This is a genomic window from Arthrobacter sp. NPDC092385 (assembly GCF_044755105.1).
In the GTDB taxonomy this organism is placed as follows: Bacteria; Actinomycetota; Actinomycetes; order Actinomycetales; family Micrococcaceae; genus Arthrobacter_D.
Genome location: NZ_JBIVQL010000006.1, coordinates 161,041 through 185,140, shown reverse-complemented (window position 1 = coordinate 185,140; position 24,100 = coordinate 161,041). Strand labels below are relative to the sequence as shown.

27 protein-coding genes and 1 tRNA gene are annotated in these 24,100 nt (G+C 68.8%); 20 read left to right on the top strand and 8 right to left on the bottom strand.

Annotated elements, in window-relative coordinates:
• The first annotated feature begins 39 nt into the window (after window positions 1-39).
• The 10 genes from ACIQCY_RS09990 (at window position 40) to ACIQCY_RS09945 (ending at window position 6,500) form a co-directional block, all read left to right on the top strand.
• The gene (locus ACIQCY_RS09990) at window positions 40-939 is read left to right on the top strand and encodes a VOC family protein (RefSeq protein WP_400483733.1); all 900 of its coding nucleotides are present in this window, start codon (window positions 40-42) and stop codon (window positions 937-939) included.
• Between the two features lie 154 nt (window positions 940-1,093).
• The gene (gene rpsP, locus ACIQCY_RS09985; RefSeq protein WP_104118496.1) at window positions 1,094-1,498 is read left to right on the top strand and encodes a 30S ribosomal protein S16; all 405 of its coding nucleotides are present in this window, start codon (window positions 1,094-1,096) and stop codon (window positions 1,496-1,498) included.
• A 1-nt stretch (window position 1,499) separates the two neighbouring features.
• Window positions 1,500-1,745 (top strand): RNA-binding protein, encoded by a 246-nt coding sequence (locus tag ACIQCY_RS09980; RefSeq protein WP_104118497.1) that lies wholly within the window; start codon window positions 1,500-1,502, stop codon window positions 1,743-1,745.
• Window positions 1,746-1,860: 115 nt separating this feature from the next.
• Window positions 1,861-2,451 carry a ribosome maturation factor RimM gene (rimM, locus tag ACIQCY_RS09975; RefSeq protein ID WP_400483732.1) on the top strand — a complete coding sequence of 197 codons (591 nt, stop codon included), beginning with the start codon at window positions 1,861-1,863 and terminating at the stop codon, window positions 2,449-2,451.
• On the top strand, window positions 2,451-3,242 hold the full coding sequence (gene trmD, locus ACIQCY_RS09970) for a tRNA (guanosine(37)-N1)-methyltransferase TrmD (RefSeq protein WP_400483731.1): 792 nt from the start codon (window positions 2,451-2,453) through the stop codon (window positions 3,240-3,242). Before rimM ends, trmD begins: the two co-directional genes overlap by 1 nt.
• Window positions 3,243-3,454: 212 nt before the next feature.
• Entirely contained in the window at window positions 3,455-3,814 is a 360-nt protein-coding gene (gene rplS, locus ACIQCY_RS09965; protein ID WP_055773319.1) for a 50S ribosomal protein L19, read from the top strand.
• Between the two features lie 88 nt (window positions 3,815-3,902).
• On the top strand, window positions 3,903-4,505 hold the full coding sequence (lepB, locus tag ACIQCY_RS09960) for a signal peptidase I (RefSeq protein WP_400483730.1): 603 nt from the start codon (window positions 3,903-3,905) through the stop codon (window positions 4,503-4,505).
• Between the two features lie 90 nt (window positions 4,506-4,595).
• Window positions 4,596-5,426, top strand: a complete 831-nt coding sequence (gene lepB / locus ACIQCY_RS09955) for a signal peptidase I (RefSeq protein ID WP_400483729.1) — start codon at window positions 4,596-4,598, stop codon at window positions 5,424-5,426.
• Window positions 5,423-6,166 carry a ribonuclease HII gene (locus ACIQCY_RS09950; protein ID WP_400483728.1) on the top strand — a complete coding sequence of 248 codons (744 nt, stop codon included), beginning with the start codon at window positions 5,423-5,425 and terminating at the stop codon, window positions 6,164-6,166. The genes lepB (ACIQCY_RS09955) and ACIQCY_RS09950 overlap by 4 nt, the downstream gene beginning before the upstream one ends.
• A gap of 7 nt (window positions 6,167-6,173) precedes the next feature.
• Window positions 6,174-6,500: a DUF2469 domain-containing protein gene (locus ACIQCY_RS09945; RefSeq protein ID WP_104050546.1), complete on the top strand. Its 327-nt coding sequence runs from the start codon at window positions 6,174-6,176 to the stop codon at window positions 6,498-6,500.
• A 42-nt stretch (window positions 6,501-6,542) separates the two neighbouring features.
• Here ACIQCY_RS09945 and ACIQCY_RS09940 read toward each other — a convergent pair whose 3' ends face one another.
• On the bottom strand, window positions 6,543-6,845 hold the full coding sequence (locus ACIQCY_RS09940) for a hypothetical protein (protein ID WP_400483727.1): 303 nt from the start codon (window positions 6,843-6,845) through the stop codon (window positions 6,543-6,545).
• A 242-nt stretch (window positions 6,846-7,087) separates the two neighbouring features.
• Here ACIQCY_RS09940 and ACIQCY_RS09935 point away from each other — a divergent pair, with 242 nt between their 5' ends.
• The 6 genes from ACIQCY_RS09935 (at window position 7,088) to ACIQCY_RS09910 (ending at window position 12,801) form a co-directional block, all read left to right on the top strand.
• A complete protein-coding gene (locus ACIQCY_RS09935; RefSeq protein ID WP_400483726.1) occupies window positions 7,088-7,453 on the top strand; it encodes a YraN family protein in 366 nt (121 codons plus the stop codon).
• Window positions 7,453-8,988: a YifB family Mg chelatase-like AAA ATPase gene (locus ACIQCY_RS09930; protein ID WP_400483725.1), complete on the top strand. Its 1,536-nt coding sequence runs from the start codon at window positions 7,453-7,455 to the stop codon at window positions 8,986-8,988. Before ACIQCY_RS09935 ends, ACIQCY_RS09930 begins: the two co-directional genes overlap by 1 nt.
• On the top strand, window positions 8,985-10,184 hold the full coding sequence (gene dprA / locus ACIQCY_RS09925) for a DNA-processing protein DprA (protein ID WP_400483724.1): 1,200 nt from the start codon (window positions 8,985-8,987) through the stop codon (window positions 10,182-10,184). Before ACIQCY_RS09930 ends, dprA begins: the two co-directional genes overlap by 4 nt.
• Before the next feature lie 209 nt (window positions 10,185-10,393).
• The gene (locus tag ACIQCY_RS09920) at window positions 10,394-11,044 is read left to right on the top strand and encodes a methylated-DNA--[protein]-cysteine S-methyltransferase (protein ID WP_400483723.1); all 651 of its coding nucleotides are present in this window, start codon (window positions 10,394-10,396) and stop codon (window positions 11,042-11,044) included.
• A gap of 99 nt (window positions 11,045-11,143) precedes the next feature.
• The gene (locus ACIQCY_RS09915) at window positions 11,144-12,076 is read left to right on the top strand and encodes a tyrosine recombinase XerC (RefSeq protein WP_400483722.1); all 933 of its coding nucleotides are present in this window, start codon (window positions 11,144-11,146) and stop codon (window positions 12,074-12,076) included.
• A gap of 221 nt (window positions 12,077-12,297) precedes the next feature.
• Complete coding sequence (locus tag ACIQCY_RS09910; protein WP_087026634.1) at window positions 12,298-12,801, top strand: DUF3145 domain-containing protein; 504 nt, start codon at window positions 12,298-12,300, stop codon at window positions 12,799-12,801.
• A gap of 132 nt (window positions 12,802-12,933) precedes the next feature.
• Here the strand turns inward: ACIQCY_RS09910 and fabF are convergent, their stop codons facing one another.
• From fabF to aceE, 6 genes are all read right to left on the bottom strand, one after another.
• Window positions 12,934-14,169, bottom strand: a complete 1,236-nt coding sequence (fabF, locus tag ACIQCY_RS09905) for a beta-ketoacyl-ACP synthase II (protein WP_400483721.1) — start codon at window positions 14,167-14,169, stop codon at window positions 12,934-12,936.
• A 115-nt stretch (window positions 14,170-14,284) separates the two neighbouring features.
• On the bottom strand, window positions 14,285-14,530 hold the full coding sequence (locus tag ACIQCY_RS09900) for an acyl carrier protein (RefSeq protein ID WP_400483720.1): 246 nt from the start codon (window positions 14,528-14,530) through the stop codon (window positions 14,285-14,287).
• Window positions 14,531-14,605: 75 nt separating this feature from the next.
• Window positions 14,606-15,667: a beta-ketoacyl-ACP synthase III gene (locus ACIQCY_RS09895; RefSeq protein WP_400483719.1), complete on the bottom strand. Its 1,062-nt coding sequence runs from the start codon at window positions 15,665-15,667 to the stop codon at window positions 14,606-14,608.
• Complete coding sequence (locus ACIQCY_RS09890) at window positions 15,664-16,629, bottom strand: ACP S-malonyltransferase (protein WP_400483718.1); 966 nt, start codon at window positions 16,627-16,629, stop codon at window positions 15,664-15,666. The genes ACIQCY_RS09895 and ACIQCY_RS09890 overlap by 4 nt, the downstream gene beginning before the upstream one ends.
• 78 nt (window positions 16,630-16,707) lie before the next feature.
• Window positions 16,708-18,036, bottom strand: a complete 1,329-nt coding sequence (locus ACIQCY_RS09885; protein ID WP_400483717.1) for a PucR family transcriptional regulator — start codon at window positions 18,034-18,036, stop codon at window positions 16,708-16,710.
• A 120-nt stretch (window positions 18,037-18,156) separates the two neighbouring features.
• The gene (gene aceE / locus ACIQCY_RS09880; protein ID WP_400483716.1) at window positions 18,157-20,910 is read right to left on the bottom strand and encodes a pyruvate dehydrogenase (acetyl-transferring), homodimeric type; all 2,754 of its coding nucleotides are present in this window, start codon (window positions 20,908-20,910) and stop codon (window positions 18,157-18,159) included.
• 355 nt (window positions 20,911-21,265) lie between these two features.
• On the opposite strand from aceE, the gene ACIQCY_RS09875 reads away from it, so the two are divergent.
• From ACIQCY_RS09875 to ACIQCY_RS09860, 4 genes are all read left to right on the top strand, one after another.
• Window positions 21,266-21,685 carry a DUF3052 domain-containing protein gene (locus ACIQCY_RS09875; protein WP_400483715.1) on the top strand — a complete coding sequence of 140 codons (420 nt, stop codon included), beginning with the start codon at window positions 21,266-21,268 and terminating at the stop codon, window positions 21,683-21,685.
• A gap of 2 nt (window positions 21,686-21,687) precedes the next feature.
• Window positions 21,688-22,152 (top strand): redoxin domain-containing protein, encoded by a 465-nt coding sequence (locus tag ACIQCY_RS09870; protein WP_400483714.1) that lies wholly within the window; start codon window positions 21,688-21,690, stop codon window positions 22,150-22,152.
• Window positions 22,153-22,232: 80 nt separating this feature from the next.
• A complete protein-coding gene (locus ACIQCY_RS09865; protein WP_400483713.1) occupies window positions 22,233-23,111 on the top strand; it encodes an NAD-dependent protein deacetylase in 879 nt (292 codons plus the stop codon).
• Window positions 23,112-23,227: 116 nt separating this feature from the next.
• The gene (locus ACIQCY_RS09860) at window positions 23,228-23,893 is read left to right on the top strand and encodes a hypothetical protein (RefSeq protein WP_400483712.1); all 666 of its coding nucleotides are present in this window, start codon (window positions 23,228-23,230) and stop codon (window positions 23,891-23,893) included.
• Window positions 23,894-23,961: 68 nt separating this feature from the next.
• Here ACIQCY_RS09860 and ACIQCY_RS09855 read toward each other — a convergent pair.
• A tRNA-Val gene (locus ACIQCY_RS09855) sits at window positions 23,962-24,034 on the bottom strand.
• Window positions 24,035-24,100: the final 66 nt, after the last annotated feature.

The window sequence follows — 24,100 nt, the reverse complement described above, 5'->3', positions numbered from 1 at the left end:
CTACGTACTCTCCCCTTCGCCACAGTCCAAGGAGCCCGGATGCCCACGCAGGATCTCTTGCCCGCCGACACCGCCATGGGGGCGCTGACGCTCAAGGTCGGCGACCTCGCCCTCATGTCCACCTACTACGCGACCGCCCTCGGACTCGAGGTGCTCGAAGACGGTGCCGACGTCGTCGTGCTCGGGCGTCGGGGGAGCGCGGTCGTCCGGCTCGAGTCCGCGCGCCACCTGCACCTGCCGCAGCGCGGAGCGGCCGGCCTGTTCCACACCGCCCTCCTGTTCGCCGATCGTGCGGACCTGGCGGCCGTCGTCGCCTCCGCGGCGCAGCATCCCCTGAGTTCCTTCGCGGGCAGCGCCGACCACCTCGTGAGCGAGGCGTTCTACTTCAGTGATCCGGAGGGCAACGGGATCGAGCTGTACTTCGACCGCCCCCGCGACACCTGGGACTGGGCCCGGGACGAGCGCGGCAACCGCACCGTGGTGATGGACAGCCTGCCGCTTCCGCCCGGGGAATACATCGAGAAGCACCTGACCGAGGACGCGGCAGCACACCCGGAGGCGAAGGGCGCGGAGGTCGGCCATGTCCATCTCCAGGTGGGCGACGTGGAGACCGCCCGGCGCTTCTACGTCGACGTCCTGGGATTCGAACGGACCGCGGGCTGGCACGACCAGGCGCTCTTCGTCTCGGCCGGGGGATACCACCACCACATGGCCATGAACGTCTGGAACAGCAGGGGCGCCGGGCCCCGGAAGGACACCCTCGGTCTCGGCGAGGTCCTCATCCGCGTCCCCGAGGCGGACGAGGTGGGGGCGCTGGCCGACCGCCTGGCGCACGCCGGGATCACGAGCCACCATACGGGGGCGGAGCTGCGCTTCGAGGACCCGTGGCGGAACCGGCTACGGGTCGCCGCGGCCGACGCGCCCGGCGGAATCGCCTAATGAACGGCCGTCTGGCACAATGGATTCGTACTCGATCCGTACAGCCCCTCTCTCTGTGCGTGAATTGTGTCCTTTGAACCCCTCTGAATGGCCCGCCCCACGGGAGCAGGATGACGGGTTCGCCCCTTTTCATTTACAAGGAGTGACCACACAAGTGGCCGTAAAGATTCGCCTCAAGCGCATGGGCAAGATCCGCGCACCGTTCTACCGTGTCGTCGTCATGGATGCACGCTCCAAGCGTGATGGCCGTGCCCTCGAAGAGATCGGCAAGTACAACCCCACCGAGGAGCCCTCGTTCATCGAGATCAACTCCGAGCGTGCGCAGTACTGGCTGGGAGTCGGCGCCCAGCCGACCGAGCAGGTCTCCGTCCTGCTGAAGATCACCGGTGACTGGCAGAAGTTCAAGGGACTCAAGGGCCAGGAAGGCACCCTGAGGACCAAGGCAGCCAAGGAGTCGTTCGTCGCACCCGAGAAGGGTTCCGTGATCGTCCCCGAGGCCATCACGCCGAAGGCGAAGAAGAACGACGACGCCGCTGCGGAAGCAACCGAGGCAGAGTAAGTTGCTCGCCGAAGCTCTGGAGCACCTCGTGCGCGGCATCGTCGACAATCCGGACGACGTCCGGGTGTCCGCGAAGAACAACCGCCGCGGTGAGACGCTCGAGGTCCGGGTCCACCAGGAGGACCTCGGCCGTGTGATCGGACGCCAGGGGCGGACAGCGCGTGCGCTCCGTACCGTCGTGGCAGCCCTCGCGGACGGTGAGCCCGTACGTGTCGACGTCGTGGACACCGACCGCCGCAGGGGCTGACGTTCCCGGAGCTTCAAGAACGCATCATGATCGGCCCCACCACCAGGACCTGGTGGTGGGGCCGATCGTCTATCACCCGCACATCACCGGCGGCACAACCAGCAGGAGCACCACGATGGAAGTACTCGTAGCGCGGATCGGGAAGCCCCACGGCATTCGGGGCGAGGTGACCGTCCAGCTGTTCACCGACGCACCCGAGGACCGCTTCGAACCGGGTGGGACCTTCCGTGTCGAAGGCGCCTCCGTGTCCGAGCTGACCGTCGTGAAGGCGCGGTGGAACAAGGACATCCTCATCGTCGGCTTCGAGCAGGTCCCCGACCGCAACCAGGCCGAGACGCTGCGCGGAGCGCAGCTCTTCATCGACGCCGACGACGCCGGCGACGACGATGACGACGCCTGGTACGAGCACGAACTCGTGGGCCTCGACGCGCGCGTCGACGGCGTGTCGGTGGGCAGGGTGACCGGCCTGCGGACCATGGCCGTCCAGGACCTCCTGGTCGTCGAGCTCGCGGACGGGCACGAGGCATTCGTCCCGTTCGTCGGCGCGATCGTCCCCGACGTCGACCCGGAGGGCGGCTTCGTGACGATCGTCCCGCCGGCAGGACTCTTCGACCTGAACACCCCGGGCTCGAACCAGGCTCCCGACGACGGCGACGACGCCGCATCCGGCCCCGACGACGTCGCACCCGGCGAGGCTCGCGGCTAGTGCGCATCGACGTCGTCTCGATCTTCCCCGAGTACCTCGCCGCACTCGATCTGTCCTTGATCGGCAAAGCCCGGCAGGACGGCGTCCTCGACATCCAGGTGCACGACCTCCGCACCTTCACCACCGACCGCCACCGGACGGTGGACGACACCCCCTACGGCGGCGGGGCCGGCATGGTCATGAAACCCGAGCCATGGGCGCAGGCACTCGAGGCGGTGCTGTCGCAGGCGCCCGCTGCGGACCGGCGTCCCACGCTGATCGTGCCGTCACCCGCGGGAGCCGTCTTCGACCAGGCGATGGCGTACGAGTTCGCCGAGCTGCAGCACCTGGTCTTCGCCTGCGGCCGGTACGAGGGGATCGACGAGCGCGCCATCGACTGGGCCGGCGGGGAATTCGACGTCCGCCCGGTCTCCCTCGGCGACTACGTGCTCAACGGCGGGGAAGTGGCCGTCCTCGCGATGGTCGAGGCCGTGGGCAGGCTCATACCCGGCGTGGTCGGCAATCCGGAATCCCTCGTCGAGGAGTCCCACTCCGACGGGCTGCTCGAGTACCCGGTCTACACCAAGCCGTCCTCCTGGCGGGGGAGGGGAATCCCCGAGGTCCTCCTGAGCGGCAACCACGCGAAGATCGCGCAGTGGCGGCGCCTCGAGCAGTTCCGGAGGACGGCCGAGCGCCGGCCCGACCTCCTCGCCGGTGTCGATGCGCCTGCCCTGGGGAAGGCGGACCTCAAGGCCCTGCGCGAGGCGGGATTCGAGGTCGTCGACGGCAGGCTCACGCGGCCGCCGCATTAGCAGTTGCCACCACCGCTGTGGAATAATCGTAGATTGTGTCCACTGGGCCGGGCCCTGCCGCAGGGGGCGTCCGGCCAACAGTTCCACACCGGCCACCGAACCATCGGATCGGCCGGGAATCCTACTTCGGCGGTATTGCCGGGACTGTTCGTCCCGTCCTTGTCCGCTGTAACCCACGTGAGTGACCTGTGGCGCTCACCAGGAGCAAGAATATGCATATTCTCGATTCCGTTGACGCCGGATCCTTCCGCGACAACGTCCCCGACTTCCGCGCCGGCGACACCGTCAACGTCCACGTCAACATCATCGAAGGCAAGAACACCCGTGTTCAGATCTTCAAGGGCTTCGTCCTCGGTCGCCAGGGCGACGGCATCCGCGAGACCTTCACGGTCCGCAAGGTGAGCTTCGGTGTCGGCGTGGAGCGTACGTTCCCCGTCCACAGCCCGGTCCTCGACAAGATCGAGGTCGTCTCGAAGGGCGATGTGCGCCGCGCCAAGCTGTACTACATGCGCGAACTGCGCGGCAAGGCAGCGAAGATCAAGGAAAAGCGCGACCCCAAGACGGTCAAGTAACTCCCTGAAGGTGCGTCAAACCCCCGCTTCCCGGTCCTCGGCCGGAGAGCACACGAAACGCCGGTCCCGCTGTGCGGGCTGGCGTTTCGTGTTCTCCGCCGTTCTCGTCGCGGCCCTCGTCATGGGGCTCGTGCGCGGTTTCCTGATCGACGTGTACTTCATCCCGTCCGGGTCCATGGAGCCGCTGCTCACCGAAGGTGACCGTGTGCTCGTCAGCAAGCTGGCGGATACGGCCGGGGTGCAGCGCGGGGATGTCGTCGTCTTCGACGGACGTGGTTCGTTCGATCCGATCACCGACCCGCGCAGCCTTCCCCAGCGGCTCGTCGCCGGCGCAGGTCAGTGGCTCGGGCTCGAGGGCAGCGACACCGTCTACGTCAAGCGCGTCATCGGTGTGGGCGGCGACCACGTGGTGTGCTGCGCCGACGACGGGCGGCTCACGGTCAACGGGAACGAGATCGACGAGCCGTACGTCTACCCGGGGGATCCCCCGAGCGATCCCGCCTTCGACGTCGTCGTCCCCGAGGGGCGGGTGTGGCTCCTCGGAGACCACCGGTCCGCCTCGATGGACTCCCGGTCCCTGCTCGGCGCGCCGGGTGGAGGGCTCGTCGCGTCCGATCGCATCATCGGACGGGCCCTTCAGCTAGTCTGGCCACTCGACCGGTTCGCGCCGATCGAACGCCGGGTGGGCTGAGTCGAGTACGCAGCGGCACGGGTGCCGCACCGGCAAGACCGTATCCGGTGGGTGGCCGCCGGATTTCAAGACCACAGAGGACATCAGCACATGGCACGGAGCTTCCGCAGGAAGTCGCCCTCAGGGCCAGAGGCATCGCCCGCACAGGCAGTCGGCGCGGACGCCGACGCCGGCGACACCAGCGCGGATGCCGGGTTCACCGGCCACAAGCGCGGCACGAAGGACGCCGACCGCGGATTCGGAGCCTGGCTGAAGGAGATCGCGACGATCGTCGTGATCGCGCTCGTTCTGTCCTTCCTCATCAAGACCTTCCTGTTCAGGGCGTTCTTCATCCCGTCGGGCTCCATGGAGGAGACCCTCGAGATCGACGACCGCATCTTCGTGAACCAGCTCGTGCCGCAACCGTTCGACCTCCAGCGCGGGGACATCGTGGTCTTCCGGGACACCAAGGACTGGCTGCCACCCCAGGCCGAGACGCAGGTCAGCTGGTTCAAGGAGGCACTGATCTTCATCGGGCTCGCTCCCGACGAGTCGCAGCAGCACCTCGTGAAGCGCGTCATCGGGCTGCCCGGCGACCACGTCATCTGCTGCGACGCCGAGGGCCGGATCACCGTCAACGGCGAGCCCCTCGACGAGCCCTACCTCTTCCCGGGAGCGAACCCGTCGGACCTCCCGTTCGACGTCGTCGTGCCCGAGGGCAGGATCTGGGTGATGGGGGATCACCGCAACGCCTCCGCGGACTCCCGCGCCAACACCGACAAGCGCGGTGAGGGCTTCGTGGACGTCGAGGACATCGAGGGGAAGGCGGCCGTCATCGCGTGGCCGCTCAACCGCATCGGCTTCCTCGGGAACCACCCGGACGTCTTCGACGGTGTCCCTGATCCGGAGACCGCGGCTCAGCCCGCTCCTGCAGGATCATGACGGCACGCCGCACACGGCGCTCCGCAGCTCCCGACCTGAGCTTCGAGAGGTCCTTCGCCGTCGACGGACACCGGTACATCGCCGGCTGCGACGAGGTGGGTCGCGGAGCCCTGGCCGGGCCGGTGTCGGTCGGCATCGTCGTCGTCGACCTTGACGCGGCGGCCGGCCTCCGCGGAGTGCGCGACAGCAAGCTCCTCCTGCCCGCGGAGCGCGAGGCCCTCGTGCCGCGCATCCGCCGCTGGTCCGTCGCATCCGCCGTCGGCCATGCCTCGGCGGCCGAGATCGACGCACACGGCCTCATGGCCGCCCTGCGTGCCGCCGGCAGCCGGGCCTGGTCCGCTGTCCTCGGGACCGTGACGCCCGACGCGGTCATCCTGGACGGGAACCACGACTGGCTGTCCGCCCGGTCGCAGGGCGCGCTGTTCGAGACCGACGGCGACGGGGCGGTCCCCGTGGAACCGGCGGGCTGCACCGCGCCGGTGAGCACCCGGATCAAGGCGGACCTGAAGTGCCTGAGCGTCGCGGCCGCGAGCGTGCTCGCGAAAGTCGAACGGGACGCGCTGATGGTCTCCCTGGCCGCCTCCTACCCTGCCTTCGGCTGGGACGGGAACAAGGGGTACGCGACACACGCGCATCGCGCGGCGATCGACGCCACGGGTGCCAGCGAGTATCACCGAAAGAGCTGGCGCCTGGGAAGCCAGGACAGGCCCGACATGCTACGCGGAGAAAGTGGGGGATGATTGTCGGATGAGTGCCGAGGATCTTGAGAACTACGAAACCGACATGGAGCTCCAGCTCTACCGCGAGTACCGGGACGTCGTCGGGCTCTTCAGCTACGTCGTCGAGACCGAGCGCCGGTTCTACCTGGCGAACAACGTGGATCTGCAGGCCCGTTCCGCCGACGGCGAGGTCTACTTCGACCTGACCCTTCAGGACGCCTGGGTCTGGGACGTCTATCGCTCCGCTCGCTTCGTCAAGAACGTCCGTGTCATCACGTTCAAGGACGTCAACGTCGAGGAACTCTCGAAGTCCGACGACATCGCGCTGCCGAAGGACGGCACCCTGGGCAACTAGGGGCCGCGGGGTCGCTTCCGGGCGGCACTGGCCCGACGCGCGCTACGGCGTCGGGCTGTCGTCCGTTCCGCCGTAGGGATAGGCGTCGTCGCCATCGAGCGGCACGTCCGCCGCCTGCTCGAGGCGGTCCGCTTCCGACCCGCCCGTTCCCTCACCGGCGATACCGCCGGTCCCTGGCGTGTCCGCGGGCGGCACGACCGTTCCCTGCTCCTGCAGGTCGGCTTCCGACCCGCCCGTGCCTCCGGCGGTCCCGCCGCCTCCGGCATCGCCGGACGGCCCGGTGTTCCCCTGTTCCTGCAGGTCGGCCTCGGTGCCGCTGGGCAGGATGTCGCTTGTCTCTGACACTGTGTCCTCCGTTGCGATTCTCGGCAGGCTGGCCGGCGTCTGGTCGACGTCGCTATCGTCCACGCTACGAGCACAGGCGGAGCGACTGCCACCGAAATCTTTCTGCACGACCGCGGCAGGCGCCGTCCGGCGGAGCGGGCTCGATACTGCAGCTCGCCCCCTGGCCCCCGGCCGGCGTTGTCCACATAGGCACTCCCAACCGCTTGCCCTCACCTCCGCCCCCTGCAGGCTTGGGGGAGGAGGTGAGCGCCATGTTGGCAAAGGATCATTTGGGGCGTCGCGGGGAAGCGACGGCCGCGGTCTACCTGGAACGGGCAGGGCTGAGGATCGTGGATCGTAACTGGCGGTGTGCGACGGGGGAGATCGACCTCGTGGCGATCGAGGGATCCACCCTCGTGATCGTCGAGGTCAAGACGCGCAGTTCGGACGACTTCGGGCAGCCGCTGGAAGCCATCACCGCAAGCAAGCTCGAGAGGCTGTACCTCCTGGCGTCGAAGTGGGCGCGGGCGCACAACCTGCGCTTCAGCGGCTTCCGGATCGACGCCGTCGGCGTGCTCGACGACGGATCGGGCACGCCGCGCATCGAGCACGTGCGGGCGGTGATCTGATGGCGCTCGGCCGGACCTACGCGGTGTCCCTCGTCGGGATGAACGGGCACGTCATCGAGGTCGAGGCGGACATCGGGCAGACACTCCCGGCCTTCGTGCTCCTCGGCCTGCCCGACGCATCGCTCACCGAGGCCAAGGACCGGATCAGGGCGGCTGCCCGGAATGCCGGCGTGCCGCTCAGTCGCCGGAAGATCACGGTGAACCTCATCCCGGCGTCGCTGCCCAAGCGCGGCTCCGCCTTCGATCTCGCCATCGTCATGTCTGCCCTGGCGGCGGCGGGAGACGTGCGAGGCTGCGGAGCCACGGTCTTCATCGCAGAGCTGGGGCTCGACGGCCGGCTCCGGCCAGTCCGGGGGGTGCTGCCCGCGGTGATGGCGGCGGTGGAGGCCGGGCACTGCCGGATCGTCGTCGCGGAGGAGAACGCGGCCGAGGCCGCACTCGTACCGGCGGCCGACGTCCGGTCGTTCCGCACACTCGGAGAAGTAGCCCTTGCTTTCGGTGCGGACGGTGCGCACGTGGTGCTCGCCGACCCCCCGGCGGAAAGCGGGACCGTGCTACCGGAAGCCCGGACAGGACCGACGAGGGACCTGTCGGACATCGCGGGCCAGCAGGAGGCGAGATTCGCTCTGGAGATCGCAGCTGCAGGAGCACACCACCTGCTCATGGTGGGACCGCCCGGGGCAGGGAAGACCATGCTCGCAGAACGACTACCCGGCATCCTTCCCGACCTCGACGACGACCACGCGATGGAGGTCACCGCGATCCACAGCCTCAGCGGTGAACGGCTCTGCTCGGAACTGGTCCGGAAGCCGCCGTTCGAGAGCCCGCACCACACGGCGACTCCGGCGTCCATCATCGGCGGCGGTAGCGGTATCCCGAGGCCCGGTGCCGCCTCGCGGGCGCATCGCGGGATCCTGTTCCTCGACGAGGCGCCGGAGTACGAGCGCCGTGTCCTGGAGGCCTTGCGCGAGCCACTGGAGAGTGGCCGGCTCGTCCTGCACCGGGCATCGGGTACGGCGTCCTATCCAGCCCGGTTCCAGCTCGTCCTCGCGCTGAATCCCTGTCCCTGCGGACTCGCCAGTGGCAAGGGCATGGACTGCGTCTGCACCGCGCAGCAGCGTCGGCGGTATTTCAATCGTCTCTCGGGGCCGCTGCTCGACCGGGTCGACCTGCAACTGGCGGTTCAGAGGGTGAGCCTCGCGGATTACGTCGACGAACGGTCCTCCGAGACGTCAGCAGTCGTAGCGGCCCGGGTGGCAGTGGCCAGGGCAGCTCAACGGGTGAGGTTGCGGCAGTGGAACTACGCCACCAACTCCGAGGTCCAGGGACGGGTCCTCCGCGGCGAGCTCGCCCTGCCGAGGGCCGTCACGGCGTCACTGGACAAGGCGCTGGAGAGGAACCTCGTGAGCGCACGCGGCTGGGATCGGGTCCTCCGGGTCGCCTGGACCATCGCGGATCTGGCGGGGCGTCCACGGCCGGATGCCGACGACGTCGTCACGGCGCTCGGGTTCCGCCTCCAGGAGCGTGCTGCATGAACGTGGTTCCGATGAACGCCACCGTGGCACGAGCTGCACTGTCACGGCTCTTCGAACCGTCGGACACCGTGGGTCTGGGGCTGGTGTCCCTCGTCGGTCCCGTCGACGGCCTGCGCATCGTCCGCCGCGACATCGATGCGGGTGGCGAGATGCGGCAACGCCTGCGGGAGCTCCTGGGTATGACAGGCGGGCGTCGCGATCCCCTTGATGAAGGGCTGGCCCGCTGGGCTCCCCGCCTCCGGGACCTCGCCCCGGAACGCGACCTCACGACCCTGGCTCGGTTGGGCGGGCGGTTGCTCATTCCCGAGTGCGAGGAGTGGCCGGAAGCGCTGAACGACCTGCAGGAGGCGGCTCCGCTGTGTCTCTGGGTCCGGGGCGCCCACGAGATCCCGCGGGTCAATCGGATGGTGTCGATCGTCGGCTCACGCGACAGTACGAGCTACGGGTCGTCGGTCACGACAGACCTCGCATCCGGTCTCTCCGCCCGTGGCTTCTCCGTGGTGTCGGGAGGCGCCTACGGCATCGATGCGCAAGCCCACAGGGCTGCTCTCGCCAGCGCGCCGGGAGACGAGTCGCCACCCACGGTCGGAGTGTTGGCCTGCGGCGTCGACCGGTACTATCCGGCGGGCAACGAGGAACTGCTCCGGACCATCGTGGACAGGGGGCTCCTGATCTCGGAGGTCCCACCCGGGAGTTCACCGACCAGGTGGAGGTTCCTGCAGCGGAACCGACTGATCGCGGCGCTGAGCGCGGTCACGGTCGTCGTCGAGGCACGCTGGCGTTCAGGCGCACTCAACACCGCGCACCACGCCGCCGGCCTCGGCCGCCCCGTCGGTGCCGTCCCGGGATCCGTCTACTCCGCCAACTCTGCCGGTTGCCACCGTCTCCTCCGGGACGGCACCGCGGTGTGTGTGGCGGACGCCGCGGACGTGGCAGAACTCGCCGGGCCACTGGGCAGCGAGCCGGCGGGGGACCAGGCCCGGGAGGCGGACGTCCGCTCGCGGGAGCAGGACGGCCTCACGATTCCGGACCTCCTGTTGTTCGACGCACTTCCCGTGCGGTCCTCGACGACGGTGGACAAGCTGTCGGTCGTCGCCGGACTCGCCACGCGGGACGTCATCACCGGACTGGCGCGCCTCGAACTCGCCGGCCTCGCCATGAGGACCGGTGAGGGATGGCGCCGCGGGAAGAGCTGACGACGGGACCGTCCGGCGGTGCGTCGGCGTACGGCCGCCCACCCGATGTGCAGGCCGCCGCATCCCCCGTTCGCGGTTCGGGACCAGCCCGAGGGGACGACTCCCACCGGAACGGGAACCAGAACCGGACGGTCGAGGGTCTCCCGGCCCGGGACGGCCCTTGCCCACCCCAGCCCGCCCGCGCCCCATCCGTCACCAGGAGGACGACAATGATCAGCAACCGACGGCCCGCGCCAGTGGACGCGCGATGGCACATCGAGGTTCCATCGCCCATCGGCCCGCTTCGGCTCGTGGCCGGTGCCGCCGGAGTCGTGGGCCTGTATCACGGGGAGCATGACCCTGCTCCGACGGAAGCCCGGCTGGGTCGGCGGGTGCCCGGCCCGGGCCCCGATATCGGCAGGTCCGCTGAAGGACCTGGGGCCGGGTCGGTCGAAGGACCGGGACCGGGAGCGGAGCCGGGTGACGGTCCGGGAGCGGACGCTTCCGTGGACCCGTCGGCCCCGGCCGTCACGGTGCTGGAGCAGGCAGGCGCAGAACTCGGAGAGTACTTCGCGGGAACACGGCAGGTCTTCGAGGTCCCCGTCGATGTCCGGGGCACGCCCTTCCAGCTGGCCGTCTGGGCCGCCCTGAGTTCGATACCCTACGGAGAGCGCCGCAGCTATCGCGACATCGCCGAGCAGCTCGGCAACCCGAGGATGGGGCGGGCGATCGGAGCAGCCGTGAGGAGCAATCCCGTCTCGATCATCGTTCCCGGGCACCGCGTCGTCAGCAGCACCGGCGCCGTCGTCGGTTACGCTGCGGGGACCGGGACGAAGACATGGCTCCTCGACCTGGAACTGAGCCATCGGTCCCGGCAATGATTCCCTGATCGAGGCATCAGTACGTTGCTGCGGGATCGGCGGGCCCGTGGCCTGCAGCACGGCCGCGGACGGGGCGTGGATACTGGTACCGGAGGGAACATGACGGACGCAGAGGCACCGCTGGGCAGCGCATTCGGTGAGGACGTGCGGAGGTTCGAGGATTACCTGACCCGGGAGCGCAATCGTTCCGCGCACACGGTCCGGGCGTACCGGAAGGACCTGGAGCTCTTCCTCCTCCACGCTGCCCGGTCGGGGGTCTCCGCGCTGGCAGGGCTGGAACTGCGCCATTTCCGGGCCTGGCTCGGAGCGCTCGACGAGGCCGGCCTCTCGCGCTCCACGATCGCCCGACGGGCCGCATCCGTACGGTCCTTCATGGACTGGGCTGTCCGGGAGGAGCTGATACCCGTGAACCCGGCACTCCGGCTGCGCGCGCCGAAGCGGAACAGCGCCCTGCCTGCGGTGCTCAGCCAGTCCCAGGCGGGTGCGCTGCTCGACGGGTTGGATGAGAGTACGCGGCAGGGGGATCCGTATGAGCTCCAGCGGAGAGCGATGCTCGAGCTGCTCTACGCCACCGGGGTCCGCGTCGGCGAACTCGTCGGTCTCGACATCGACGACGTCGATACCGATCGCCGCACCCTGGTGGTGCTGGGTAAGGGCTCCAAGGAACGCACGGTGCCGTACGGGGTGCCGGCGGCGCACGCGCTGGACGACTGGCTGCGGCGCGGGAGACCGCAGTGGGCGTCGGACAGGAGCGGGCCCGCACTGTTCCTCGGGCGTCGCGGTGGACGCATCGATCAACGGACGGTCCGTACCCAGGTCAAGGGAGCGCTCGACGCGCTCGGAGATTCCGCCGCACGCGGTCCGCACGCACTGAGGCACACTGCTGCCACCCACCTGCTCGACGGCGGTGCGGACCTCCGGGCCGTCCAGGAACTCCTCGGACACTCCAGTCTCGCCACCACGCAGCTCTACACCCATGTATCGGTGGACCGTCTGCGGCGGAGCTACGAGCAGGCTCATCCGAGGGCGTGAGCCGGCGGGAGCATCCCGGGCGCTGCCGGCCCGCGGAGACTCGAATGGCAGCCCGGTAGTTACAGTGGCGGAATTCACGCCATTCGTGCACAATGAGCAGTAGTCAAATCGAACCTGCATGATATGCGGGCGGGTCTCGCAAGGCTCTGGCACATCCGTTGCAGTTTCATCAGCCATTGAAGGTCGTTGGGGAAGACGTACCTACAGCTATGGAGGATGGAATGTCTGTTGTGATGGCGCGCGGTGTTTTGTACGTGCACTCTGCCCCTACTGCTCTGTGCCCTCATGTCGAATGGGCCATCGGCTCGGTGCTGGACAAGCGCATCGACATGGAGTGGACAGCGCAGCCTGCTGCGCCCGGAATGCTGCGCGCCGAACTGTCCTGGGTCGGCCCGCAGGGGTCCGGGGCGCAACTCGCCTCCGCCCTCCGCGGCTGGGCCCACCTCCGCTACGAGGTCACCGAGGAACAGAGCGCGGGGGCTGACGGCGGCCGCTGGTCACACACTCCCGAACTCGGGATCTTCCATGCCACCACGGACGTCCACGGCAACATCATGGTGACCGAGGACCGCATCCGCTATGCGTACGAAGCGGGAGCGGGCGATCCTGCAGCCGTCTACCACGAGCTTTCCCTCGCACTCGGGGAATCCTGGGACGAGGAACTCGAGCCCTTCCGCCATGCAGCCGAAGGCGCGCCCGTCCGGTGGCTGCACCAGGTGGGCTGACGTACGACGACAGCCGCCGCACGGGGCCTTCCCATAGCCGGGCCCGGTGATCCGCACTCTCGGCGGTCTGCAGCAGTCACACGAAAGGCGCCACCATCCGGTGGCGCCTTTCGTATGCCAGGTCCTCGCGGATCAGACGCTGCGCAGCACGATGACGGCGTTGTGGCCGCCGAATCCGAACGAGTTGCTCAGGGCGACGATGTCGCCCGAGGGCAGGTCGCGGGGACCGGTGACGACGTCGAGGGGGATCTCGGGGTCCTGGTCGTCCAGGTTGATCGTGACGGGCGCCCTGCGGTCGTGGATGGCGAGCACGGTCATGACCGCCTCGACGGCGCCGGACGCCCCGAGGAGGTGGCCGGTCTGCGATTTGGTCGCGGACACCGCCACCTGGTCCGTGTGGGCTCCGAGGGCGGCCTTCAGGGCGGTGTACTCGGGCTTGTCGCCGACGGGGGTGGACGTCGCGTGGGCATTGACGTGGACCACGTCCTCGGCCTGGGCGCGCGCGTCGAAGAGAGCGGCCTTGAGCGCGCGTGTCGCTCCGAGTCCCTGGGGATCGGGGGCCGTGATGTGGTACGCGTCCGCCGTGACGGAGGTGCCGGCCAGTTCGGCGTAGATCCTGGCACCGCGGGCGAGTGCATGCTCCTCCGCCTCGATGACGAGGGCCCCGGCGCCCTCACCCATCACGAAACCGTCCCGGTTCCTGTCGTACGGGCGCGAGGCGAGCTCCGGCTCGTCGTTCCGCCGCGACAGCGCCTGCATGGACGCGAAGGCGGCGATGGGCATCGGGTGGATCGCGGCTTCGGCGCCGCCGCACACCACGACGTCCGCCTTCCCGGACCGGATGAGTTCGAGGCCCTGGTGGAGGGCTTCGGTCCCCGAGGCACACGCGGACACGGGAGTGTGGGCGCCGGCGCGAGCGCCGAGGTCCAGGCTCACGGCGGCGGCCGGCCCGTTGGGCATGAGCATCGGCACCGTCATGGGGAGGACACGTCGGGGGCCCTTCTCGCGCAGCGTGTCCCAGGCGTCGAGCAGGGTCCAGACGCCGCCGATGCCTGTGGCGAAGGCCACCGCGAGGCGATCCTTGTCGACCTCCTCGATGCCGGAGTCGCGCCAGGCCTCGCGGGCGGCGACGACGGCGAACTGCGTCGACGGGTCCATGCGCTTGGCCTCGACCCGGGACAGCACCTCCGACGCCGGCGTGGCGATCTGGGCGGCGAAGGTCACCGGCAGTTCGAACTTCTGGACCCAGTCGGCCTCGATGGTCCGCGCGCCCGAGACTCCCTTGAGGGAGTTGGCCCACATGGTGGGGACATCCCCGCCGATGGGGGTGGTTGCACCGAGTCCGGTGATGACGACTTTGCGTGGCATGGTCACTCTTTCGAAGCTGTGGCGAGCGCCGGCTGGACCGGGGCGAGGGGATGACGACTACGGCCGCCCACGGCGGGAACGCCGGGAGCGGCCGCAGCGCTGGGAACGGCAGGAACTAGGCCTGCGCTCCTGCGATGAAGGTGACGGCGTCGCCGACGGTCTTCAGGTTCTTGACCTCTTCGTCGGGGATGCGCACGCCGAACTTCTCCTCGGCGTTGACGACGATGGTCATCATCGAGATGGAATCGATGTCGAGGTCGTCCGTGAAGGACTTGTCCATCTCGACGGACTCGGGGGCGAGGCCCGTCTCTTCGTTGACGATTTCGGCCAGGCCGGCCAGGATTTCTTCGTTGTTAGCCATGGTGGCTCCTTTTCTGTTGGTGCCGGTGCACCGGCGGGATGTTCAGGCCGCACTGTCGCTGCCTGGGCTTGGAAACTAGGGAAGGACCACGACCTGCGCCCCGAAGACGAGGCCCGCGCCGAAACCGATCTGGAGTGCGAGCTTGCCGCTGAGCGAGGGCTGTTCCTTGAGCGTCCGGTGCATGGCCAGGGGGATCGAGGCCGCCGAGGTGTTGCCGGCGTCCACGATGTCCCGCGCCACGTGGACGTGGTCCGGCAGCTTGAGCTGCTTCACCATCTCATCGATGATACGGATGTTGGCCTGGTGGGGGAGGAACACCGCGAGGTCGTCGGCCGTGACGCCTGCGGCATCGAGGGCGCGCTGCGCGACCTTCGCCATCTCCCAGACCGCCCAACGGAAGACCGTCGGTCCGTCCTGGCGCATGGTCGGCCAGAGGTCCTCGCGGCCCGCGTCGACGTCGTCCTCGCGCTCGGTGTCGGTCGCGACGGCGCCGATCGCATAGTCGCGCACGTCCAGCAGCGAGCGCGTCATGCGGATGGACTCGTGCTTGCTGCCGTCCGATCCCCACACCGAGGGTCCGATGCCGGCGGAATCGCCGGGCCCGATGACGACGGCGCCCGCACCGTCGCCGAGCAGGAACGAGATGGTGCGGTCGGAGTTGTCGATGAAGTCGGACAGCTTCTCCACGCCGACGACCAGGACGTAGTCGGCTGTTCCGGCGTGCACGAGGGCGTCTCCCTGCGCGATGCCGTAGCAGTAGCCCGCGCAGGCGGCGGAGATGTCGTAGGCGGGCGCGGGTGTCGCTCCGAGCCGGTCGGTCAGCTGTGCCGCGGCGGAGGGGGTGGCGTACGGGTGCGTGACCGTGGAGACCAGGACGGCACCGAGCTGGGAGGCCTCGATGCCTGCCGCCTCAAGGGCTTCCCGGGAGGCTGCCTCTGCCATGTCGATGACGCTGACGTCGCGGGGAGCGCGGTGCCGCGTGACGATCCCGGTGCGCTGCCGGATCCACTCGTCGGAGGAGTCGATCCACTGGCACACGTCGTCATTGGTGACGATGATCTCGGGCCGGTACGCGCCGACGCCGAGGATGCGCGTGTGCTCGCGGAGGGGGGCTTGCTTGATGGCGGTGATGCTCACTGGGGTCCTTCTGGAGTAAGGGAGGGATCGAGGTCGGTGGTGCGCGAGTGCTCCCCGATGAAGCTGCGCGCGGCGTCCAGGTCCTCGGGAGATTTTACGGCGAGCGTGGCCGTACCCCGCATTCCCCGCTTGGCGAGGCCCGTGAGTGTTCCCGCGGGCGACAACTCGATCATGCCGGTGACACCCATCGCCTGCATGGATTCCATGCAGAGATCCCAGCGCACGGGCCGCGACACCTGGGCGATCAGGCTGTCGAGGTTCCCCTCGCCGGTGGCGACGGTCCTGCCGTCATAGTTGGACATGAGGGTGGCGACGGGGTCGGCCGGTGCCAGGGTGGGCCGCAGAAGCTCGAGGGCCGTGACGGCGGGGGACATGTGGTCGGTGTGGAATGCTCCGGCCACCTTCAGCGCGATGACGCGGGACTTCGCAGGAGGGTTCTCCGACAGTTCGGCGAGCTGCTCCATGGTCCCCGCTGCCACCACCTGACCGCCGCCGTTCGCGTTCGCCGCGGTGAGGCCGAGCTCGGCGAGCCGTGCGGCGACGTCGTCGGGATCCCCGCCCAGTACCGCGCTCATGCCCGTCGGTGTCGCCGCTGCAGCATCCGCCATGGCGGTGGCGCGGACGCGGACGAAGGCGACGGCGTCGGTCTCGGTGAGCGCTCCGGCGATGGCGGAGGCCGTCAGTTCTCCGACGGAATGTCCCGCGACCACGGTTGCCGCCGTCAGGGGGTGGTGCGCGAGGAGGAGGCGGGCCGTCACGAGCCCGGCAGCGACGATGAGCGGTTGGGCGACCGCGGTGTCCTTGATGGTCTCCTCGTCCGAGACGGTGCCGTGCCGGACGAGGTCAGAGCCGGCGCGGTCGCTGAGCTCCTCGAGGTGCTCCCGTACTCCCGGTAGGTCGAGCCAGGGGCTCAGGAAGCCCGGGGTCTGTGAGCCCTGTCCGGGGCAGGCGATTGCAAGCACTGTTCCAGCTTTCCAAATCGGTGGAGCATTATCGGGTGTTCGGCTGAACCAAGCTGGCTGTGCGTCTTTGTAGGAAGTCTACAAGGAGGCCGGGCGTGCGGCGACGAGGGCCGCAGCCTTGCCGGCTCCGCCCGAGCGCGGCCGGCGTCCGGGTCCCGTCGCCGTCGAACCGTTCGCGGGCGGGGGCTGGGCCGGCGTCTCGGCCAGCCGTCCGACCACCAGGGCCGTCTGGAGCACGTAGGCCTCGCGGGGGATCAGCGGGTCCCAGCCGGTCACGTCGCACACGCGGCGGAGGCGGTACCGGACGGTGTTCGCGTGCACGAAGAGGGACCTGGAGGTGGCCTCCAGGGAGTGCCCGAGGGTCAGGTAGGCAGACAGCGTCTGCTCCAGCCCGTTGGACGCCGCCAGGAGCGGCCGGTAGATGGTCCGCACCAGCGCACGCCGCGCGGTGTCGTCTCCGGACATCACCCGCTCCGGCCACAGGTCCTCCGACGAGACGGGGCGTGGCGCCCCGGGCCAGGCCCGGGCGGCGGTGAGCCCGGCGAAGGCAGCCTGCGCCGAACTGCTCGCCGCCACGAGCGACTCCGCCTCCGGACCGAACACGACCGCGCCGGCGCCGAAGAGTTCGCTGATCCTCGGGTAGGCCTTGGCGGCGTCCCGCACGCCGCCCAGCACCAGGATGAGCCGCTCGCCCTGGATCCCGACGAGGACATCCTCCGCGAGCCGGCCCGTGACGCGGCGGAGCTCATTGAGGAAGCCGGCGTTGGGTTCGGAGGGTGCGCTGCCGACCATGACGGTGATCCTCGCCTGGGACTTCCACCCGACGGCGGCGATGCGCGAGCGGAGCGCATCCGAACTCTCGCCCCGGAGGATGGCGTCGACGACGAGCGCCTCGAGGCGGGTGTCCCAGGATCCGCGGGTCTCGGCAGCCCGGGCGTACACGTCCGCGGCGGCGAAGGCGACCTCCCGCGAATACCGGAGCACGGCCTCCCGGAGGGGCGCCTGATCGGCCGCCGGAGCGAGGAACGGCACGTGGTCCTCGACGACCTGCACCACCACGCGGATGAGCTGCAGGGCCTTCTGCAGGCTGATGGAGCGCGTGAGTTCCGTGGGTGCCGTGCCGAAGACGTCGCTCAGCACCCACGCGGGGGAGACGGGCTTCTGGTACCAGTTCACGAAGGACGCGATCCCCTTCTGGGCCACCATGCCGAGTGCAGAGCGCTCGTCGGGGCGGAGCCCCCGGTACCAGGGCAGGTCCGCATCCAGTTGCTTGAGGGTCGCGGTCGACAGGGAGCCGATCGTGGCGCGCAGCTTGTCAAGGGTGGCTGGATCCGGCGGGGCTGCACCTGCGTTGGTCGCTCCGGCCGTGCTCGTCGCGCTACCGGCGACATGTTCGGGCTGCGGCATCCTCCGAGCATACGGTTTCGGTGCTGCCGCTTCCATTTGTGTGAAGGCTACAAAAAAGGGCGACGTCGGGAGCAGCATGAGTGCTGCTCCCGACGTCGCCCTCCGCAGGGGCTGCGGACCCTAGGAGTCGCCGCCCGCGTTGCCCGTGGTTCCGGCGTTCACATCGAGCAGGCGGTACTTCTCGATCGCCTCCTTGGGCGCGTTCGCGTCGACCTCGCCGCGGCGGGCGAGCATCTCGAGCGACCGCACGACGACGGAGTGGCTGTCGATCTTGAAGAACCGGCGTGCTGCCGCGCGGGTGTCCGAGAAGCCGAAGCCGTCGGCTCCGAGGGTCGCGAACTCGTTCGGCAGGAACTGGCGGATCTGGTCGGGCACGGCCTTCATGAAGTCGGAGACCGCCACGATCGGACCCGTCGCGCCTTCCAGCTGCTGGGTGACGAACGGCTTGCGTGCATCGGCTCCGGGGTTTAGGAAGGCTTCCTCCTCGGCCTCGAGGCCGTCGCGGCGCAGTTCGTTCCAGGACGTCACGGACCAGACGTCCGCCGAGACGCCCCAGTCCTTGGCGAGCAGCTTCTGCGCTTCGAGTGCCCAGGGAACAGCGACCCCGGAGGCGAGCAGTTGAGTGCGCGGTCCGTCCACCTTGGCGGGCTTCAGCAGGTAGATGCCCTTGAGCAGGCCCTCGACGTCCAGTTCCTCCGGCTCCGCCGGCTGCACGAAGGGCTCGTTGTACAGGGTGATGTAGTACATGACGTTGCGGAAGGACTCCGGCTTGTCACCGATGTCCCCGTACATCCTGTTGAGCCCGTCACGGACGATGTGCCCGATCTCGTATCCGAACGCGGGGTCGTAGGTGATGACGGCCGGGTTCGTCGACGCGAGGATCGGCGAGTGGCCGTCGGCGTGCTGCAGGCCCTCACCGGTCAGGGTGGTACGGCCGGCGGTCGCACCCATGATGAAGCCTCGTGCCATCTGGTCCGCGGCGGCCCAGATCGAGTCACCCGTGCGCTGGAACCCGAACATCGAGTAGAAGACGTAGATCGGGATGAGCGGCTGGCCCTGGGTGGCGTACGCCGTGCCGGCCGCCGTGAAGGCCGCCATCGATCCCGCCTCGTTGATGCCCGCGTGCAGGATCTGGCCCTCAATGGACTCCTTGTACGCGAGGACCAGGTCGCGGTCCACGGACAGGTAGTTCTGGCCCTTGGGGTTGTAGATCTTCGCCGTCGGGAAGAACGAGTCCATGCCGAAGGTCCGCGCCTCGTCCGGGATGATCGGCGCGATCCGGTGGCCGAACTCCTTGTCGCGCATGAGGTCCTTGAGGATGCGGACGAACGCCATGGTGGTCGCGGCCATCTGCTTGCCGGAACCGCGCTTCGCCATCTCGTACGCCTTGTCGCCCGGCAGGACGATCTCGGCGTGCTGGGTGCGGCGCTCCGGCACGAAGCCGCCGAGTTCGCGGCGGCGCTCCAGCATGTACTTGATCTCGGGAGCGTCGGCGCCCGGGTGGTAGTACGGCGCGTTGTACAGGTCGTCGTCGATCTGCTCGTCGGTGACGGGGATCCGCAGGTGGTCGCGGAACGCCTTCAGGTCCGCGTTCGTCAGCTTCTTCATCTGGTGGGTCGCGTTGCGGCCCTCGAAGTGCGGACCCAAGCCGTAGCCCTTGACGGTCTTCGCGAGGATGACGGTCGGCTTGCCCTTGAACTCGGTCGCGGCCTTGTACGCGGCGTAGACCTTCCGGTAGTCGTGCCCGCCGCGCTTGAGCTTCCAGATCTCGGCGTCGGACAGGTCCTCGACCATGGCCTTGGTCTGGGGGGACTTGCCGAAGAAGTGGTCACGCACGAAGCCGCCGGACTCCGCCTTGTACGTCTGGTAGTCGCCGTCGGGCGTCTGGTTCATGATGTCGACCAGCGCGCCGTCCTGGTCCTTGGACAGCAGCGAGTCCCACTCGCGGCCCCAGACGACCTTGATGACGTTCCAGCCCGCGCCGCGGAAGAACGCCTCGAGCTCCTGCATGATCTTGCCGTTGCCGCGGACGGGCCCGTCCAGGCGCTGCAGGTTGCAGTTGATGACGAAGTTCAGGTTGTCGAGGTTCTCGTTGGCCGCGAGCTGGAGCAGGCCCCGCGATTCGGGCTCGTCCATCTCGCCGTCGCCGAGGAAGGCCCAGACCTGCTGCTCGGAGGTGTCCTTCATGCCGCGGTTGTGCAGGTAGCGGTTGGACTGCGCCTGGTAGATGGCGTTCATGGGCCCGATGCCCATGGAGACGGTGGGGAACTCCCAGAACTTCGGCATGAGCCGGGGGTGCGGATAGGAGGACAGCGCATGGCCCTCCTTCGACTTCTCCTGGCGGAATCCGTCGAGGTCCTCCTCCGTGAGGCGACCCTCGAGGTAGGCGCGCGCGTACATGCCGGGGGAGGCGTGCCCCTGGAAGAACACCTGGTCGCCACCGCTCGGGTGGTCCTTGCCCTTGAAGAAGTGGTTGAAGCCGACCTCGTAGAGCGTCGCCGCGCCCGCGTAGGTCGAGATGTGGCCGCCGACGCCGATCTCCGGGCGCTGCGCGCGGTGCACCATGACGGCGGCGTTCCAGCGCATCCATGCGCGGTACTTCCGCTCGATCTCCTCGTCGCCCGGGAACTCGGCTTCCTGGTCGGCGGGGATGGTGTTGACGTAGTCCGTCGTCGTGACCATGGGCACGCCCACGGACTGGGCACCGGCACGCTGGAGGAGCGAACGCATGATGTACTGCGCGCGCTCGGTGCCCTGGGTGCGGATCAGCTGGTCGAGGGATTCGATCCACTCCGCGGTCTCCTCGGGATCGCCGTCGGGCTTGCCGACGGTCAGACCGCTCAGAATATCCGCCGTACCTTGTTCTACAGCCACGCGATATCTCTCCACTTCCACAGATCTTGTCTGTGTCGCTTTATGCCTGCGCACGGCTCGTGGGCCCTCGCAGAGATGCATGCTCGGCCGACAGGCGTTAGCTCCGCGGCCATATACCGATTCACTCTATCGTCGCCGTGCCTTCGATGCGTAGCGGGAGCAGGGCGGCCGCACAGATTACGCCGAGGGCTTGAACACACCTGCCCGCACGCCCTGCACGCGCAGGTCACCGCCACCGGAGGCCGAATTCGCCGTACTGGCTTGATGCGTGGCGTATAAAGGTGTTGGCTGGTAGCAATGAATATCTATACGAGGGCACGTCAGGTGACGGTGCCGTCTTTCCAGGAGGAGCTAAGTGAGCGAGGCTGAAGCCGCCACTGCGGTCGACGTGGCAGGCAAGTTGGGTTTCAAGGGCGGAGACCTTGTTCAGGAACTCGGTTACGACGACGACGTCGACTTCGACTTCCGGGAGAACCTGGAGGACGGCGTCGGCTCGGAGCTGCTCACGGAGGATGACCAGGATGTCGTCGACGGCGTGATCCTGTGGTGGCGCGCCGGTGACGGTGACCTCGTCGACGCGCTCGTGGATGCCCTGACGTCCCTCGGGGCCGGCGGCGTGGTCTGGCTCCTCACCCCCAAGTCCGGCCGGCCGGGCTACGTGTCTCCCGCCGATGTGCAGGAAGCCGCACCGACCGCCGGTCTGCACTCGACGTCGTCGGCAGGTGTCTCGAAGGAATGGTCCGCGACCCGGCTCGTCAGCCGTCGGAAGCAGTAGCCTTGCCGCTCGAGGTCGGATCCGTCGCCCCCGCGTTCGCCCTTGCGAACCAGTTCGGTGAGACCGTGCGCAGCGACTCGCTGGTCGGTGGCGCCGTCATCGTCTTCTTCCCGTTCGCCTTCTCGCGCGTCTGCACCGACGAGCTCGGCCAGCTGCGGGACAACCTCGATGTGTTCGATGCCGCGGGCGTCAGCCTCGTGGCGATCTCCGTGGACCACAAATACACCCTCCGCGCGTTCGCCGATGCCAACGACATCTCCTTCGACCTCCTCGCCGACTTCTGGCCGCACGGCTCCGTGACGCGGTCCTATGACGCCTTCGACGACGTCCACGGCTATGCCGAGCGCGTCAGCTACGTCCTGGACGGCTCCGGGACGGTACGCGCCGTCGTCTCGTCCCCCCACGGGCAGGGACGGCCCATGGCCGACTACGCCACGGCCCTGAGCTCGGTCGAAGCCGCGCTGTGACCTCCCCCGGCGAGGGGGGAGGCCGACGGGCCGACCTCCCCGGACCGGAGTCCAACCCTCGGCTCGGGCTGACCGGTTTCGTGAGCGCCACCCCGTCCGCGGGTCTCGCGCCCCTGCCGCCTGAGGATCTGGAGCTCCTCGACCGGGCTCTCGCCCTGCTCCGCGGCCTCCGGCTCGCGGTGCTCACAGGAGCGGGACTGAGCACGGACTCGGGTATCCCCGACTACCGCGGCCCACAGTCGGTCCCGCGCAATCCGATGACCTACCAGCAGTTCGTCGGCGACGAGGCCCTCAGGCGCCGGTACTGGGCGCGCAACCACGTGGGCTGGCGACATCTCCGACGGGCGGATCCGAATGCCGGGCACGCTGCCGTTGCACGGCTGGAGCAGCGGGGACTGCTGACCGGACTGATCACGCAGAACGTCGACAGGCTCCACTCGTCCGCCGGAAGCACCGACGTGATCGACCTGCACGGGACGTTCGATCGCGTCGTGTGCCTGCGGTGCTCCTCGACCTTCCCGCGGTCCCGGATCGCCGAGATCCTCGAGGCGCTCAATCCGGGCTACCTCGAGCGCGAGTCCGATGCCGGCGATGTGGCCCCGGACGCGGATGCCGATGTGGATGACACCGGTGATTTCGTGATGGCGCCCTGCCCGGTCTGCGGGGGGATGCTCAAGCCCGACTTCGTGTACTTCGGCGAGAACGTGCCGAAGGATCGTGTCGCCGCCGCCTACGCGATGGTCGACGCCGCCGGGGCCCTGCTGGTCGCGGGTTCCTCACTCACCGTCATGAGCGGGCTGAGGTTCGTCCGGCACGCGTTCAAGGGCGGAAAGCCCGTGGTCATCATCAACCGCGGGTGGACCCGGGGTGACGAATTCGCCGCCCTGAAGATCGAGGCCGGCGTCTCCGAGTCCCTGACGTACCTGGCCGACATGCTGCCGGACGTTCCCCGGGATTAGGTGGCGATGCAGGTCTGGAGCACGTAGTCCAGAACCGGGTTGAGTAGCGGCTACTGTGTCTGTGCCCCGCGAGCAGCACTACGTTCGTCCCATAGGTCTCTTACACGGGGTGGAACATGCGTCATTCAACACGGTCTCTCACAATCGCCCTCGCGACGGCGGCGGCAGTCGCCGCGACACCGGTCGTCCTCGAGTACTGGGGCCCGCCTCCTGCAGGGGGCACGGCGGCCGCGACGAGCGAGGTGGCCGACGTCCCGCCTCCCGGTTCGATCGATTCTCCTCCGGGTCACCCGGGCTCGGCGCGGGTCGATCAAACATCCGCCGGCGAGGAGCTCTCTGTCTTCGTGCCGGGCTTCGTTCCGCGCCCCGCTCCCGCCCCGGTGCAGGCCGAGCCTGCGCCGGTGGCACCGGGCCAGGGATCGGGCCTGCCCGGGAGGGGTACGGGTGGTCCGGGCAGCGGTATGGGCGGTGACCTGCCGCCGGAGGCCCTGCCCGATCCGCCCTACCCGCAGTGCCCCATCACGGAGGCGGGAGCGTGGTGGACCGACCCGGCCGATCCCTACACCTGCATCCCACCCGGCTCGCTGCCTTTCCACGAGCCCACGCCCCCCGGTATCCCGCCCGAACTCCTGGAACCCATCTTCGAGCAGCCCGTTCCTCCCGGTCCCGGGGAGGACTGCAGGCTCGTCGGAGCGCTGCAGTGCACGGTGACGATCATGGGCCAAGCCTATGTCGTGACCTTCGCCGACGGCAGGCCGGTCGGTGTGTCCGAAGCACGGTGACCGAACCGCGCGGACGTGCCAGGAACGAGGAAAGCCCCGCCGGAGCGGGGCTTTCCTCGTTGTTCTCGTGGGTCCTACCGGGATCGAACCGATGACATCCACGGTGTAAACGTGGCGCTCTACCAGCTGAGCTAAAGACCCGCATTCCTGCGATGCCGCGCCGCCGGCTACAGCTCGACGGGCGCCATCACGAGGAACGACTATACC